This is a genomic window from Bacteroidota bacterium (genome assembly GCA_018816945.1).
GTDB lineage: Bacteria > Bacteroidota > Bacteroidia > Bacteroidales.
Genome location: JAHIVC010000071.1, coordinates 1 through 17,176, shown reverse-complemented (window position 1 = coordinate 17,176; position 17,176 = coordinate 1). Strand labels below are relative to the sequence as shown.

General features: G+C 35.9%; 15 protein-coding genes. 13 read left to right on the top strand and 2 right to left on the bottom strand.

All coding sequences use genetic code 11. The annotated features are described in order from the left end of the window. Position 1 precedes the first annotated feature (1 nt). The 3 genes from KKG99_11105 to KKG99_11095 all read left to right on the top strand — a co-directional run bounded on the left by KKG99_11105 (position 2) and on the right by KKG99_11095 (position 2,641). Positions 2–1,492, top strand: coding sequence for a RagB/SusD family nutrient uptake outer membrane protein (locus KKG99_11105; GenBank protein MBU1013545.1), 1,491 nt, complete (start codon positions 2–4; stop codon positions 1,490–1,492). A 230-nt stretch (positions 1,493–1,722) separates the two neighbouring features. Next, on the top strand, positions 1,723–2,235 hold the full coding sequence (locus KKG99_11100; protein ID MBU1013544.1) for a GtrA family protein: 513 nt from the start codon (positions 1,723–1,725) through the stop codon (positions 2,233–2,235). A 46-nt stretch (positions 2,236–2,281) separates the two neighbouring features. Then, positions 2,282–2,641 (top strand): four helix bundle protein, encoded by a 360-nt coding sequence (locus tag KKG99_11095; GenBank protein MBU1013543.1) that lies wholly within the window; start codon positions 2,282–2,284, stop codon positions 2,639–2,641. A 155-nt stretch (positions 2,642–2,796) separates the two neighbouring features. Here KKG99_11095 and KKG99_11090 read toward each other — a convergent pair whose 3' ends face one another. Continuing rightward, positions 2,797–4,359 carry a hypothetical protein gene (locus KKG99_11090; GenBank protein MBU1013542.1) on the bottom strand — a complete coding sequence of 521 codons (1,563 nt, stop codon included), beginning with the start codon at positions 4,357–4,359 and terminating at the stop codon, positions 2,797–2,799. A 359-nt stretch (positions 4,360–4,718) separates the two neighbouring features. On the opposite strand from KKG99_11090, the gene KKG99_11085 reads away from it, so the two are divergent. The 10 genes from KKG99_11085 (at position 4,719) to KKG99_11040 (ending at position 15,841) form a co-directional block, all read left to right on the top strand. Further along, positions 4,719–6,773: a hypothetical protein gene (locus KKG99_11085; GenBank protein ID MBU1013541.1), complete on the top strand. Its 2,055-nt coding sequence runs from the start codon at positions 4,719–4,721 to the stop codon at positions 6,771–6,773. Positions 6,774–6,805: 32 nt separating this feature from the next. Further along, a complete protein-coding gene (locus tag KKG99_11080; GenBank protein MBU1013540.1) occupies positions 6,806–7,615 on the top strand; it encodes a hypothetical protein in 810 nt (269 codons plus the stop codon). Between the two features lie 261 nt (positions 7,616–7,876). Continuing rightward, positions 7,877–8,170: a DUF4491 family protein gene (locus tag KKG99_11075; protein ID MBU1013539.1), complete on the top strand. Its 294-nt coding sequence runs from the start codon at positions 7,877–7,879 to the stop codon at positions 8,168–8,170. A gap of 192 nt (positions 8,171–8,362) precedes the next feature. After that, positions 8,363–8,647, top strand: coding sequence for a DUF4491 family protein (locus KKG99_11070; GenBank protein MBU1013538.1), 285 nt, complete (start codon positions 8,363–8,365; stop codon positions 8,645–8,647). A 1-nt stretch (position 8,648) separates the two neighbouring features. Then, positions 8,649–9,008: a hypothetical protein gene (locus KKG99_11065; GenBank protein ID MBU1013537.1), complete on the top strand. Its 360-nt coding sequence runs from the start codon at positions 8,649–8,651 to the stop codon at positions 9,006–9,008. A gap of 310 nt (positions 9,009–9,318) precedes the next feature. Then, on the top strand, positions 9,319–11,418 hold the full coding sequence (locus KKG99_11060; protein ID MBU1013536.1) for a TonB-dependent receptor: 2,100 nt from the start codon (positions 9,319–9,321) through the stop codon (positions 11,416–11,418). Between the two features lie 4 nt (positions 11,419–11,422). After that, entirely contained in the window at positions 11,423–12,643 is a 1,221-nt protein-coding gene (locus KKG99_11055; GenBank protein MBU1013535.1) for an MFS transporter, read from the top strand. Between the two features lies 1 nt (position 12,644). Next, the gene (gene hemN / locus KKG99_11050) at positions 12,645–14,018 is read left to right on the top strand and encodes an oxygen-independent coproporphyrinogen III oxidase (protein ID MBU1013534.1); all 1,374 of its coding nucleotides are present in this window, start codon (positions 12,645–12,647) and stop codon (positions 14,016–14,018) included. A 2-nt stretch (positions 14,019–14,020) separates the two neighbouring features. Next, a complete protein-coding gene (hemG, locus tag KKG99_11045; protein ID MBU1013533.1) occupies positions 14,021–15,382 on the top strand; it encodes a protoporphyrinogen oxidase in 1,362 nt (453 codons plus the stop codon). Positions 15,383–15,391: 9 nt separating this feature from the next. After that, the gene (locus tag KKG99_11040) at positions 15,392–15,841 is read left to right on the top strand and encodes a hypothetical protein (GenBank protein ID MBU1013532.1); all 450 of its coding nucleotides are present in this window, start codon (positions 15,392–15,394) and stop codon (positions 15,839–15,841) included. Positions 15,842–15,850: 9 nt separating this feature from the next. Here the strand turns inward: KKG99_11040 and KKG99_11035 are convergent, their stop codons facing one another. Continuing rightward, positions 15,851–16,972, bottom strand: coding sequence for a PorP/SprF family type IX secretion system membrane protein (locus tag KKG99_11035; GenBank protein MBU1013531.1), 1,122 nt, complete (start codon positions 16,970–16,972; stop codon positions 15,851–15,853). Positions 16,973–17,176: the final 204 nt, after the last annotated feature.

Sequence of the window (17,176 nt, the reverse complement as noted above, 5' to 3'; positions counted from 1 at the left end):
GATGAAAAAAATAATTTATAGTTTAATCATATTTCTTGTGCTTGCCGTTAGTGTAAGTTCGTGCAAGAAAGATTACATGAACACAGTTCCAACATCCGCAGTTTCTGCCGAATCTGTTACGCTTTCGGCTGATAATATGATGCTGGCATTGAATGGGATCCACCGTTCATTGTATATCCAATACAGTTCCCAGGGAGAAGGTGGTATTTTTGGGATCATGATCCTCAGGGAAATGCTGGGCGAAGATGTTGTTATGACCGAAGCCGGCAACGGATGGTATAACAATGCCTACAAATGGGTTGATCATAGAAATCAAAATGGAGGAAATACCTTATATCCATGGAGGGTTTATTATAGAATCATTGCCAATGCCAACGTTTTGATCAATGGTTATGAAAATGCAAGCGGAGATCCTGCTAAGATCAAGGCTATTGTAGGACAGGCACTGGTTTATCGTGCATGGGCTCATTTCGAGCTTGTTCAGCTTTATGGTAAACGCTATAACCCTGCCGGAGGTAACTCTCAGCTTGGTGTTCCGTATATGCTTGTTAGTACAACCGAGGGCCAGGCCAGAAATACCGTTGAAGAGGTTTATACCCAAATCAATGCCGATTTGGATCAGGCCATTATCAATTTGACAGGTTATACCCGTGCCAACCGTTCACATTTTAATGTGGATGTGGCCAAAGGAATTAAGGCCCGTGTTGCTCTTGTTCAGGGTAAATATACTGAAGCCGCTACTTTTGCAGCTGCAGCCCGAACCGGCTATCCATTAATGAACAAAGCAACTTATAAACTTGGATTTAACGATTACAAAATAGGTGAATGGATGTGGGGTTGCACTGTAATTGAAGATCAAACCCTTTATTTCTATCATTTTGGTGCCTATATGTCAAGGAATTTCAGTTCTACCAATATCCGAACCAATCCGAAAGCAATGTTCTCAGTGTTATATAATGCACTTCCGGCAACCGATGTTCGAAAAGAATTGATAAGTGTAAACGGTAACACTCACGTTTTCCCTGCAGGATACGGACTGTTATCTTCTCACCTAAAGAGACCTTATACTTCTCAAAAGTTCCTTAGTTTTGCCAATGCCGACAGCCGAATGGATGTTCCATTTATGCGCGCTGCCGAAATGTATTTGATCGAAGCTGAAGCTAAGGCCCGTTCAGGTCAGGATGGTGCTGCACAACAAGTACTTTATGATTTGAACATTGTACGAAACACCGATTATACCAAATCTGCAAGTACAGGTACTGCATTGATCGATGAAATTATGATATACCGTCGTGCCGAACTTTGGGGCGAAGGCTTCCGTTATAATGATCTGAAACGTTTGAACCTGCCTCTTGACAGAACAGGTGGCAATCATAGAGATGTATTAAATGCAGGATTGTTCCAGGTTCCTGCAGGCGATTTACGTTGGGAATTCCTGATTCATCAATCTGAATTGGATGCCAACCCTTTGATGGTTCAAAACGACTTATAGGAAATTTTTTTCCATAATTATTGTTCTTTAATCAGACCAATAATAAAAAGCCGAAGAAAATTTATTTTCTTCGGCTTTTTCATATAAATGCCTGTTACCGGTTTTGATTCAATCATTCAATTTAAAAATTATTAGAAATTACTTTTTTTTTGTATATTATATATTTTTAATTCCCATGTAAAATTTTGTATTTTAGCCTTAAAACTGACACAAACAAACGATTCAACTGAATGAAACATTTACTTCGTTTCCAAAATAGCATTATCAGGTTTATCGATTATTTCTACCCTCTATGCTCAAGATTCATTCCCAACGAAACTTTTAGATATGCAGCAACCGGTGGCGCCAATACTACCCTGGATATTATTCTTTACTTTGTCTTTTATCGTTTCATTCTGGATAAACAAATTGTTGACTTTGGATTTGTTGCCATTAGTCCTCATATAGCTGCTTTCGTTTTTGTATTTCCAATCACGTTTACAACTGGCTTTTTACTGGCAAAATATATTACATTCACAAATTCATGTTTAAAAGGAAATATTCAATTATTCAGATATGGCATTACTGTTTTGGGAGCAATTTTATTGAACTATGGATTATTAAAACTCTTTGTAGAAGAATTTGGCTTCTATGCAACCTTATCAAAAATCTTAACAACGTTGGTTGTTGTTACCTATAGTTATTTTGTACAGCGCTTTTATTCATTTAAAACAGGCAAATTCAAGAGAGTAGTGAGTGCCTAGAGTAGGGAGTTTGGAGTTTGGAGTGCCTAAAGTTAAAAGTTAAAAAATGGATAATAAGGAATTTAGCAGGGAATTAGAAAAAAGAACAAAGAAATTTGCAATTAGCATTATAAGGCTATCTGCATCTTTACCAAATTCTCCGGAAGCCAAAGTGATTAGGAACCAGCCTACTAAGTCAGGGACGAGTATTGGTGCAAATTACAGAGAAGCTAACCGTGGAAGAAGTAAGGCTGATTTTTCGAATAAAATTAAGATTTGCGAGAGCGAGGCCAGCGAAACACTTTATTGGATTGAATTAATTGCAGATTTGAATATGATTAAGAAGGAAACAATCGAAGTGATTGCTTTAGAAGCAAATGAACTACTCGCCCTTTTTACATCAATAGGAAAATCTTTAAAACTCTAGGCACTCCAAACTCTAAGCACTTCAAACTCTAAGCACTCCAAACTCTAGGCACTCCAAACTCTAGACACTCCAAACTCTAGGCACTCCAAACTCTAAGCACTCCAAATTCTAGGCACTCCAAACTCTAAGCACTCTAAACTCCCAACTCCTCGCACTTAATCCTTCACAATGATCCATTCGTTATTCAACTTATATTCCTTAAGCCTTAAATCTTCGGTTGATTTCTTTTCGGTAAATACATCTTTTTTAACCTGCGAAAATGCACCAAGTTTGACCTCAATTGATTTCATCGTACTTAATTTACGCTTTTTCATACTTTCGTACGACTGTGATCCATCCGAGGGCCGGTCCATTATGTAGTTGGTAGTGACAAAATCATCACTCTGTGCAATCCAAAAAACCAATTCCGTTTCTTCAGTATCCAAAACCTTTATCAATTTATTATTGAATTTAATCGTTTTTGTCGATCGTATAATGATGAGCTTATTATAATAAACGTAATAGTTTTTATATAAATAATAGAGTAAATACGCTAATCCTAAAATAAAGGCTATAAGAATTGCATAGGTAACAATGGTTTTTATGTGGGTTTTTAAAAGTTTGGTTTCCGAAACAAGTTCCGATCTATAATTCGATAAACTGACAAACTGAACACGTCGAATATTTTGATTGGGAAACGGTATTGTTGATAATAACAAAACTTTACTTGAATTACTATAGGCCGGTTGGATATTTGCATCAACACTCAAATCAAACCCCTCACTTATTTTGTAGGTCGAAATATGATTGTTGAAAATATCAAAAACATAGAGTCGCGAACCTAATATTGAAAATAGCTCCTGATTAGAACTGAAAGTAATGAACGAATCATTATTTTGATTATTTGAAAAAGCAATGGGCATGTTAACCATTCCTAATCTGGTCCAATTTCTGGATTCCATATCCAAACACCAAAGCTCGTTCGTATTATTGATCACGCTTGAAACTGAATTTGTATACGAAACTCTGGCACCGCCCCATACATATAATAAACCACGCTCTTCGTTAAACAAGCTCAACAGCCGAACCCGCGATGGAGGAACCAACGTGCCGTCATTTGGAAGAAAAGCCGAAAGTTTCCTGGTTTTTAAATCATATTTGGAAATAAAAGATGGGTATTGAAAATAACCGTAACCACTAAAATTAAATATATTATTATTATGTACGAAATAAGTGGAGGATGCATTTGCCCGCTGATCATACGTATTGTCCAATCGTATGATCGAATTTCCGGTAAACTCATAAATGTTCCCGCTTCCTTCAGCTACCAGATAAGCAGCACTATCGGTAGTCACCCAGGTTAAATCTTTAATATCAGCCTTATCAATAATCAAATCATTTCTTACATAATAACTCTTAACCAAATCTCTCTCACTAACCATTTTGAGTTCCCAATACTCATCTTTAGTAAGAATGTAAAAGGTATAATTAGTCTCTGTGTATCCTAAAATAAAAGTGTCTTCTATTAAAGTTAATTCATGCCTGTCGGTAAACAGAGGCGCATCAACCTGACATACAGCATCATAAGATAATATAATTGCACAAAACAGCAGTAAGCTTTTCAACAATTGATTGTTCATAAAAAAATTACTAAAAACTACCTTTAAACTTTTGAGTATTTTTACATTCTCAATCATAAAAATATACCCTGATTTTTCGTACCTTGGCTCTGAAAGCATAATAATATCAATCTTTTTGAAAAATGAACAATGTTTACAAATTTTGCTCAATTTAATGAGGGAAAAAAAAATTCCCTTATGGCAAAAAAGCTAATTTCGACCCAAATATACACAATTTTCATATATTTTATCTTAAATTTTAACAATATGCTTATGCATTGTTTTTCTGATACTTATACATGTTTTACATATAGGGGATTTCTCAATTCTCCTATTAGTTCTAACACTTTTTATTTTAAGATGATGGAAAGTGGTATATTTGTTACTAATTCGTGAAATTCGCTGGGAAACTCTCATGCAATTTCTTTTATCTAAATCATAATTATTAATCATTTGTTTAATTAAAAACAAAAAAACTCATGAAAATCAAAATTACACTGATTGCATTTTTCGCTTCAGCTTTGATGTTAACAAGCTGTATGAAAAATGAAGTAAGCCCTGGTATCGAATCGGTACGTACAGCTTACGCCGCACTACTTAATGCAAAAGCACAGGCCGAAATTATTTTAGCCAATGCCAATGCTACTTTATTAAATTCACAAGCTGCTTATCAAAATGCTTTAGCTGCTCTTAAATTAGCTGAAGCTCAAGGTGAACTTGCTGCTGCCGAAGTGATTCGTGCTGAACTTGCTGCCGATATGAAAATTTGGGCTCTTGAATTGCAAGTAGCAACACAAAATTACAATGCAACTATGGCTGCTTATGCACTTGCTGTTAAAGCCGCAAAAAATGCACTTGTTACTGAATATTTCGGTAAGTACATTGCTGCTTTGGATACCATGCGTGCTATTCAGGATGAAATCTTTGCTAAACAAGGTCAAATTCTTGCTTTGGCTATCGACGTTGCAGCCGGAACAACCAATACCATGCCCGGTTTAGTTGCAACCCTTGCTGCTAAAAATGCACAATTAGTTACTCTTCAAGCTGATTTAGCTGCTGCAAAAGCATTATTAGGTACTCCAGATGCACTTGTTACCGGACAAACCGGTCTTATGAATGATACCACTACCATTCAAGCTGCGATCTACCAATTATTAATTGATCAACAAGTTCTTCACCCAGATTGGCAAGCTGCTTATCGTGCTGATACCACTGCTAAAGGTGTTACCTCACGTGCATTGGCCGTTAGTAATGCTGCTAAAGCTGCTTACAGTGCTGCTGATGCAAGTTTCGCTGCAGATTTTCCTATTCCTACTTTTTGGCAAGATGAAATTGATGCTGTTAATGATGCTAAAGCAACCCTTTTGGCTACCTATGCTGATACATTAGCTTCTTACACCGCATGGAACAACGCTAAAATTTTAATAGCAAGTGGAACTACCGTAGAAACCGCTGCTTGGCAAGCTAAAGTTGATTCAGTTACTGCTTATGTTGCATCTATTGCTGCTTTAGTAACTGATTCATCAAACAAATATGATGCTTGGGTTCTTGACACGGCACAGCTGAATGCAGCAATTGCAGATACACTTGCTGCCGATGCCGCTCACGCTGCAAATGTTTTAAGTATGGCCAGTCACTGGTTTGCATGGCATGCACTTCCATATGGTCCTGCTCGTACAGGCGACTCAATAGCTTATTGGGAAGGTTATGCTGACAGTGTTTATTATGTTAGTGCCGGTGAATTCCTTCTTAACCTAGCTGTAGTACAAGCCAAAGCTGATACCGCTGTTACCGGTCCACTTTGGAGAGCTTCTGAATCTATCTTTAACGCCCAACATCCTGTTAAAGTTGCATTCTTAGGTCTACCTGCTAATACAACCGATGCTACACTTTATGGTCGTAGATATCTCGCAGCTCAAGCTATTACTGCCAAAACTGCTGCTATCGCTGCTGCACAATTAGCACTTCCGGATTTGTATTCCGAATACCTGCACTGGCTATCATTCATCGAAGAGGATTTAGCTGCGTATAATGCTGCATTGGCACATAAAGAGTTAGTCCGTCCTGATTACGAAGAATATATGGATCAATTCTATTATGGATATGTTGCTGATCTTTTAGCTGCTTATAACGCTAAATATCAAATCTATCTTGATAAAAAAGTTCTTTCTGATGCTACCGGTACAGCTTTAACTACAGCTAAAAAACCTTGGACTGACCTTGGCACAGCAATTGCTGCAAAACAAGCTGAAAAAGCCGTTAAAGTTGCCTTACTTGGTGTATATGCAAATGCTATTGCTTACAATACCGACGTAGTTGCTGGCATTAATGCATTAATAACTGCCAAAAAAGCAGAAATTGTAGCTGCACAAGGCAATATTGATGCTGCAGTGATAGCTTACGCAGCTGGTAAGATTAATTATGATAAATTCCAACAAGATTTAACTTCACTAAATGTTGAGCTAACTGCTGCAAATGCTCAGGTAGCTTTCTGGAAAGCGTTACTAGACGAAGCCATTGCAGCAGCAAACTAAGCAACTTACAAATGTTTTTAAAACCTTATAATATGAAAAAATTACTTATAGTCTTAATTTTAGTATTAGGGGTTGTAACATTAGTAGGTGCTCAGGAGAACACGGGAGAATTTAATGAAAATGTAACAGCAAATTGTACAAAATATAAGTTTAGTATAAACTTTGGCAATAGCTTTTCATTTGAAAACAGATTGAGTCCGGGTTCTTATAGTTCTAGTGTACAGCCTGTAGTACCTTACGTTTATGGCATTGATATGGATTATAATAATGCTTCTAATATGATTGGAATGGAATTCCGTTGGATGTTTAAACCCAACTGGAGTTTAAACCTCTCGGGTCTTGGAATTCTTACAGGTAATCCTTCACAGGATTACGTTGCAGGAATTTATGATTACGATGCGGGTGGATACATCATTCCAAACGTTAATGCAATTCCTTTCGAGACATCATTTGATTGGGTTGCAGAAGTTGGAGTTAGTCGTTATTTCGATCTACCAAACAAAAAATTATTGCCTTATCTTGGATTCAGTTTCCTTTATAATCACGGAGGTTATCAATTTGAATATCCTTTAGTTATTGAAGGTGAAGATCCACAATTATATGCAGCACAACTGCGTGGAAAATCAAGGGCAGAATTTATTTCTTGGGGATTCGCAGTGCCTGCAGGATTTGAGTATTATTTAACAGAAGGCTTATTCATTGGTGGATCTATCAATGTGGTAAATTACTTCTATTCAATGACTCAAATAGCTCCTGGTGAAGGTATGGAATTAGCCAGGGCGGATCAAAGCACGTTTTCTTTCTTAACACTACCTATGCTTAAATTAGGTATCGCGTTCTAGAAACAGAATATACGTAACACTCAAAACTGCCAGCGAGAAATCGTTGGCAGTTTTTTTTATGCACTAATGCTAATGTCACTTCGAGCGTTCCGCCAAAGGCGGAAAAATGTCGAGAAGTTCTTGGGATGGCGTCCCAAATGGGACGCCATCCCTTTTCCTCACAACTAAATTTCTAAACCCATAAAAATTACTTCTTTTAAGCATCACAATAAAAAATACATTAAATTTGCAAACCAGTAAATACGTACCTGAATGGAAAACATAAATTATATAGGCCCATTGCTCGGATTGTTAGCGTTTTTCGCAATTGGCATTTTTCATCCAATTGTAATTAAGATGGAATACCATCTCGGAAAAAGAAGCTGGTGGATATTGTTATTTCCCGGTATAATTTTCATTATACTTTCCTTGTTTTTCAAAGATATTTTATCGGTCGTATTTGGGGTATTTGGTTTCGCATGTATATGGAGTATGATCGAAATATTTAAACAACATGAACGGGTGATGAACGGAAGAGCGAAAAAAAACCCGAATAGAAAATACGATGAGTTATGAGTTATGAGTTATGAGTTATGAGTTATGAGTTATGAGTTATGAGTTATGAGTTATGAGAAACCAGTAAACAGTAAACAGTAAACAGCAAACAGAAAACAGAAACCACCTGCCTGCCGCAGGCAGGGCAACCAGAAACCAATAATCAATAATCAATAAAAAATCCTTATGGCTTTTGAATTATTCGGATACAGTATAAATTTAATTGGGATCATTCTGGGATCAGCTTCCTTTTTGATTATCATTTTTGCCCGTTATTCATGCATAGCAGGAGAATACCATTTCACGAAAAAACTTTGGATCGTCTTTTTAATTGTTGGAGTTTTTGCGGTATTAATCTCGTTTTTGTTGACAAATATCATAGTCTCGACAATCGTTGCAATTATAGGTTTTAATTACCTTTGGGGCATTAATGAAATCATTGAACAAGAAAACAGGGTAAACAAGGGATGGTTCCCTAAAAACCCGAAAAGAAGATAAAATGTTTGAAGGACTCATACAAATGCAATTACCTTTCATCCTCATCTCCTCAGGAATTTCCTCAGGGCTGTATCTTCTATTTTTATTTTTCAATATTGGCCAACCTGCAGTACCTGTTAATCCTACTATTGAAAAAGAAGCATTTACCATTGAAATTTCAAAAGATAATTCAAATCAGGATCATGACTTTATCACGCTTTATGATTACTATAATCAATCTGCTAGCGCTACACATCAAGTCGAACCTATTGATCCTTCTCAAATTGAAAAGTTCGGGCCAATAAAATTTCGTAGTTTTAGGTTTGCCCATTCATTTCATTTTGCTGAGGCAAGTTTCGGACGACCTCCCCCATCCTGCTAATTTTAGCGTTTATTAATTTAAATGAAACTCCTCGCAGCATGCTGACGAGGTATTTCAATCGAAATTTGATTTTTCAGATCCCTCGACTACATTTCGGCTGCTGCTCAATGCAGGTTCTCGGGATCCCAGCCTTCGTCTGGCAGGAGTTCGGCTAAATGATTTTGATAATCAAAATCAAAGTCTCACTGATTTACCTGATCATTCAAATTTCTAAACCATAGATGCATATCTAAGGAGACTTTGCATTATTGTATCATCAAGATGATATAAAGGATTATATAATTTTACTAACTTACTTATAATCAGAACCATGAAATCTATCTATATATTTATTCTACTATTTTTCCCTTTATTTGCATTTTCACAAACTGACACTGTTTATGTAAATATACCTCATACAGTAATTTTAGAGGAAATTACTGTACAAGCTGAAAAAGTAACAACTAAATTGCAAGAAACGCCTATTGCAGTTTCTTCTATCTCGGCAAGAGTGATAGATCAGCAAAACATCAATACCATGGCAGATTTAAGCTCTCGAATCCCTAACTTTTTTGTGTTGGATTATGGTTCTAAAATGTCGCCACCGGTTTATTCACGTGGTATGGGGCTCAGACGAGATGTGCAACCATCGGTTGGCTTGTATGTAGATAATATCCCTTATTTAGAAAAAGGATCCTTCAACTTTGAATTTCTTGATATTGACCGGATTGAGGTACTCCGAGGCCCTCAAGGTACACTTTATGGCAGAAATACCATGGGAGGTATCATCAAAATTTACACCCAGGATCCAAAAGCTTTATTCGGTGGTTATATCAAAACTGAATATGGAAACTATAATCTATCAAAAACCATACTGCACATCAATCAGCCACTAAGCGCTAAGTTTTATTCTGTATTTAACCTGGCTTATGCTCATGGTGACGGGTATTTTACAAATCAATTTACCAATAAAAAAGCAGATGCATTTAACACTTATTCTGGCCGTTTGAAATTAGCCTATCGCCCTAATAATGATTTTAAAGCAACCCTTTCTGTTGATTTTGAAAGAAACAATCAATTAGGATATGCCTACGCAATTTATAACACCGTCACTCAAAAACCGGATGCCGTTAACTACAACCGAGAAAGTACGTACGATCGGGATCAATTATCGCTTGGTTTAAACATCGAACATATCGGAAGCTGGTTTGTTTTCAATTCATCAACCGGATATCAATACATGGAAGATAAGTTTTTCATTGATCAGGACTTTTCTCCGGCAGACATGTATTTTATTGATCAAAACAGAATCCATCATACCATTTATCAGGAGCTTAATATTCATTCGAATCCGAAAGCTAAAATTACCTGGTTATTGGGATCGATGTATTTTAAACAATTAACTGATAAAGGTGTTAACGTAACTTATGGTGATGATTTCATTAATGCTTACCATCTTCCCTATACCGATTATTCTTATCTCAAAACATACAATTTACCTACAAGCGGATTTGGGGTTTATGGTCAATCAACCGTTCCATTGGGCAAATTCAAATTTACGGGAGGCTTACGTTTAGATTTCGAATCTGCCAAATTGGATTATACTTATGATATGACTAAAAATGGGAATACAGAAGCAAAACCGGGTTTTAACAGCGATTTAAAATTTAATCAGCTTACACCAAAAGTTTCAATAGCCTTTGTTCCTTGCAATTATTTCACCGCATTTTTTACTACCACTAAGGGTTTTAAAGCAGGTGGGTTCAACTTCACATTTGAATCGGATGACGCCAGAATTTATGGGCCGGAAACCAGTATGAATTATGAATTCGGGATCAAATCAAGTTGGTTCAATAAACAATTAACTACAAATTTTAGTTTATTCCATATTGATATTGACAACCAGCAAGTAGCACAGCCTGTTCCAAGCGGACAAGGCTCAATGACAACAAATGCAGGAAAATCAAAAAGTCAGGGTGTTGAATTTGAAGCAAATGCAATTATCACCAACAACTGGCAAATATGGACAAGTTTTGGATATACCGAAGCAAAATTCACCGAGTACATTAATACTGAAAATGAAGATTTAAGTGGTAACCTGATCCCTAATGTACCAAAATTTACTTTTGGAATCGGAACAGATTACAGCATTGATTTCAAAGAATCATTTATCAATAAAGCACATTTCAATCTCAGTTATCAGCACATGGGTAAAATGTATTGGGAAGAGGATAATATTGACTTCCAGAAAAGTTATGGTATTACCAACCTAAAGATTACGTTTGTGACTTCTAAAGTTGAATTTGGGTTTTGGGGCAAAAATATTTTTGCAACTGATTATAATGCATTCTATTTTACATCACTTGGAAAATCTTATGTACAACTTGGGAAACCTGCACAATTTGGTGTTTTCGCTAAATTAAACTTCTAAATTTATGATTAAGACTACCGGTGGTAAATACTTTACACTACTAAATTTATATCTGGCACAATCGATTCCAATGAGTTTTTTCTCGACGGTTATGCCTGTGATCATGCGGACAGAACATTATTCTCTGACTTCTATAGGTTTAATTCAATTAATTAAACTACCCTGGATCATAAAATTCTTATGGGCACCCTTGGTCGACAAAACCGGGGGTACCATAAGCAAATACAAAAGCTGGATTTTTCTTTCCGAGATTTTTTATGCCATGGTCATCTTTGGCATTGCATTTCTTAGCCTGGATGTTAATTTTGAGATGATTATCATCTTGATGCTTATTGCGTTTATGGCATCTGCCACACAAGATATTGCCACGGATGCCTTTGCAATTTTAATCCTTAAAAAAGAAGAAAGAAGTATTGGCAACAGTATGCAATCGGCCGGAAGCTTTTTAGGTACACTAACAGGAAGTGGACTTCTCCTCATTATTTACTATTATTGGGGATGGCAATATTTATTAATGGCATTGGCAGGATTTGTACTTCTGGCTCTTATACCTCTCTATATTTATAAAGGCAGGGAAGTTGCGAAACCAAAACCGGCAAAACCAATAACACTGAAAGACATAGGCCTCTTTTTTAATCAAAAGAAAGCTTACAAACGGATCATCTTACTGACGATATTTTACTCAGGGATCATCGGTATATTGGCAATGATAAAGCCCTGGATGGTCGATTTGGGATTTAATATTAAAGAAATTGGCATCCTTTCCGGAATTCACGGTGCAGCATTTGGTGCAGCATTTTCTTTTGCAGCCGGATTTTTAATAAAAAAACTGGGGAAGAAAAGAAGCTTACTCCTATTCTCTGCCGTGGCATTTCTTGCAGCATCATATTTTTGTTGGATGACCTATTTCACACCCTCAAAATCACATATTATTTTAGGAATAGCTTTAATTTGGTCCGCTTATGGAATGTCGACAGTTATAATTTATACCATATCGATGGATAATGTTAGAGCCGGAAGAGAAGGTACCGATTTTACAATACAAATCGTTATTACGCATTTAAGCAGTTTATTAATTGCGGTCAGCAGCGGAAAAATTGCTCATTTGATCGGATACAAAGGATTGTTCCGAATTGAGTTTATTGTTAGTTTAATTGTGCTGGCTTCAATCTCATTTCTTTTTGATGAAAGGTATTACGAAGAAAATTTAACACAGAATAAATAGAATGAAAGTTTCTCAAAAATTACTGGAAAAATACAATGTAGCTACACCAAGATATACGAGCTACCCCCCTGCCAATTATTTTCATAAAGAGTTTAATGATAAAGAGGTTGATCAAGCCATTTCTTTGTCGAATATTGAACAGCCTGAAAATATTTCACTGTACATTCATATCCCTTTCTGTAATAAACTTTGTTTTTATTGCGGATGCAATACGGTAATAAGTCGCAATGGAAAAATGATTGATTCTTATATAGAGACCCTTAAAAAAGAGATCGTTCTATTAAAATCGAAACTTGATCCAAATCGGAAAGTTTCTCAGGTTCACTGGGGAGGAGGAACACCAAATTATCTTCAAATTGAGGATATTGAATCGATAATGAATACTTTATACGAGAATTTTAATTTCATTCCGGGCGCGGAAATTGCGATGGAATGCCATCCCTGGCATTTGACCTATAAATATATTGATTGTTTAATTGACCTCAAATTTAACCGATTAAGCCTCGGAGTTCAAGACTTTAACGATAAGGTTATGAACAGCATCAATAGAAATCAATCTATTATTCCAATCTCTGAACTTGTTGAATATATCAAAGCGAAGGATGTCGCCGTAAACTTAGATTTTATTTATGGCCTTCCATTTCAAACTGTTGACTCTTTTACCGAAACCATACAAAAAGCAATTGAAATTTCACCAAACAGACTGGTAACATTTTCTTACGCGCATGTGCCATGGATCAAAAAGGCTCAGCGAAAACTCGAAAAATACAATTTACCGGATGCCGGAGAAAAAGTTAAACTTTTTGAGGCTGCTTATGATTTACTGACAAAAAGTGGCTATAAAGCCATTGGTCTCGATCATTTTGCAAAAGAATCAGACGAGCTTTATATAGCGCTGAAAGGAAAAACATTGCATCGAAATTTTCAGGGATATTGCACACGCGAAACAACCGGTCAGGTTTATGCCCTTGGGGTAAGCGGTATTAGCCAACTTGAAAGTGCCTATTTGCAAAGCACTAAAGATGTTGCAGAATATACACAGCTTATTAATGAAGGAAAATTTCCAATTGAGAAAGCATACTTCTTATCTTTAGAAGAAAAAATTACGCGGGAAATAATTAATGAGTTGATGTGTAATCTTTATCTATCATGGCAAGCGCTTGCTAATCGTTTTAACAAACCGATTGAAGAACTTAACAATTTGACCAAAGAACAAAACCAACAACTCAAAACATTTGAATCAGAAGGTCTTATCATTTATAATAAAGATGAGATATTCATCACTGAAACGGGCAAGTTTTTCATTCGCAATATTGCAGCCACTTTCGATCCAAAAATGCAGAATACCACTCGTAATTTCTCAAAAGCACTTTAACAATGAATGACCATAAATATATTGCAATTATTGGGGCGGGTATTACCGGACTCACCACCGCCTATTACCTTAAAAAAGCAGGCATAAAATTTAAAATATTCGAACAAAGCGATCATATTGGGGGAGTTATAAGAACTAAAAGTACTAAAAACTTTTTGTATGAAACCGGTCCTAATAGCGGCATACTTGGTAATGCCGAAATTGCAGATCTGTTTGAAGAATTAAAAAATGATTGCAAATTAGAAATCGCAGACCATACTTCTGCCCGACGATTAATCTGGAAAAAAAACAAGTGGCATGCTTTGCCTTCGGGCCCGTTATCAGCAATTACTACTCCCCTATTCAGTCTTTATGATAAATTCAGAATATTGGGAGAACCATTTCGAAAAAAAGGAACCAATCCAAACGAATCATTAGCCGAATTAGTTAAGAGACGCATGGGGAAAAGTTTCCTGAATTATGCCATTGACCCATTCATTTTAGGCATTTATGCAGGTGATCCTGATTATATTGTTCCTAAATATGCCTTGCCAAAACTGTATAATTTAGAACAGCAATATGGAAGCTTTATTGGGGGCGCTTTAAAAAAACGCAAGGAACCTAAATCAGATCAGGATAAGAAAGCCACCAGGGAAATATTTTCGGTTGAAGGTGGTTTAGAGAAGTTAATCAAGGCACTCGTAAAAAATATCGGGAAGAATAATGTGCAAACTAACGCTAAAAACATTTCAGTTCGAAGATTGCACAAAATTTTTGAAATTCACTATAACGACACCGTCGAAAGTGGCTTTACAGATATAATCACAACTGTAAATGCACATGAACTTAATGTATTGTTCCCATTTATAGGTAAGGCTAAATTAAGTCCGATCACCAACCTGAAATATGCCAAAGTAACCGAAGTCACCATTGGATTTAATAAATGGGAAGGTGTTAAACTGGATGCATTTGGTGGTTTGGTCCCTTATCGGGAACAGCGAAACATCCTTGGCGTTCTTTACATGTCAACTTTATTTAAAAACAGAGCGCCAATAGAGGGTGCTTTATTGACAGTTTTTGTTGGAGGGATTCGAAGAGAAGAACTGGCTGAATTAAATGAAGATGAATTAAAAGAACTAATGGCAAATGAATTTAAGCTCATGATGGGTGTTTCGAAATTTGAGCCTGATTTATTCAAAACAACTCATTATCAGTATGCAATAGCTCAATATGGAGCAGACTCTGAAGAAAGAATTAATGCCATTAATAGCATAGAGAAAGAATATAAGGGTTTATATTTAGCCGGAAGTATTGGTAATGGTGTCGGTATCGCTGATCGTGTCAAACAAGGCAAAGATCTGGCAACTCAAATAGCAAAAAATTAAAAAAATATTGTGGAATCAATAAAAAGAAAACCGATCAAACAGAGGTTAAAACCTGCAGCACCTAAATTTTTGCTAATGTTAATTTCGGGAACCATGTGGCTTGGGGTTGGAATATTTCTGAACACTTATGCTTATTCCTGGTTAAATCGCGAATTTCAAATTATCCATTTTTTATTTATTGGTACCGGAATACTTTTGGCGATAACTATTTACCGATTCGGTTTCAGTAAGGTTGCACAAAAAAACATATTCAGAATCAGTATCTTACCTGACAAACCATGTATCTTTTCATTCATGGCATGGAAAAGCTATTTTTTAGTTTTAATAATGATTGGATTTGGAATTACACTTAGACTCTCACCAATTCCAAAAAATTATTTATCGATCGTTTATATTGGAATTGGATTGGCACTTATATTGTCAAGTTTGAAATATTTCCAATCTGCTTTTAAAAAATAAATTATTGTATTAGAATGGAGAACATTCCATTGCACTATAACGATTGGATCTGGACCCCATCATATTTCGTCCAAAAGAGCCACCACGGCCACCACCTGTAAGTGCACTAAAAGAATCTAAAGTAAAAATCAGGGTTAACTCATGTGTTCCTCCTGCTGCACGGTAAAGGCTTTCATTTAACAGCACATCATAACTATAAAGAATCTTCAAACGACTTTCTTCATTTATCTTTGCATTAATTCCAAGCATCAGAATCAATGCATTCGATTTTAATAAATCAAAGGTTTCATTTCGATACCAGAACCCTGCATAAATATTTGACTTGTACACATTCATTCCCAAAGTAAAAGATTTAAATTCCGACTGTTTTTGGAAGATGAACCCGGGATTAAATTTAAAACCGCCTTTATCTCCCCGATTATAGCTTGTGATTACTCTCTCATAGTCTTCATTTTGTATTATAAAGTCACCGGTTATTACTAATTTTCTTGCTAAAGGCGATTCAAAATCATAGAAAGATTCGTTAGGAGTAAAAACATGATGAACAGCGACCCCTGCCGTAGCTATCATTTGTTTACCACTCCAGGTTGATTCGACCAATCGAAAAGCCAACCCAATATCAAAATCAGGATATGTAACTTTATTTTTTAAAGGAGAAACAAAATCTGAAGGATTGACATTTCCAAAACGGGGATCAAGTTGATCAACAAAAATTAAATTATCCCAATTAAGGCTTTTTTGAACAAAAGAAGTCATTACACCCATTTGCACAAGAAAATTCTCATAAAGGGGAACCCTTACAGAAAGAGGAATTCCAATTCTTGTTCTTTCATAATATCCTGATCCGGCAGTATGTTTATCAACCATCAGGCCTAAACCACCCGAACCTGAAGCAGTTCTGGCTGCCAGATCAATATTAAAATTATAGGTTCTAAAATCTCCGGGCAAATTTGCCCATTGTTTACGATAATTAAAACGCATTGTCATCCCACTTGAGATACCTGTATAGGCAGGATTATAATAGATTGGGTTATGAGTAAATTGCGAATAATTAGGATCTTGCGATCTTACTTCTGTAAAAATAAATATCAGAAAGATTATGAATGTATATTTAACTTGGGGAATTTTCAAGATGTATATAGTTTTAGTCGTATTAGTAACAAAATAATTAAGAACCTCCAATTAATATAACTTTGCAGTATCTTATAATAATGGTATCATACGATTAAATAGATAAATGGTTTCAATAGCCGTTAAAGCTAATGAATAAAAAAGTTGTAGTATACGATTTATTTGAAATGAGTGATAATACGAGAGAAGCCTGATACTATTTTT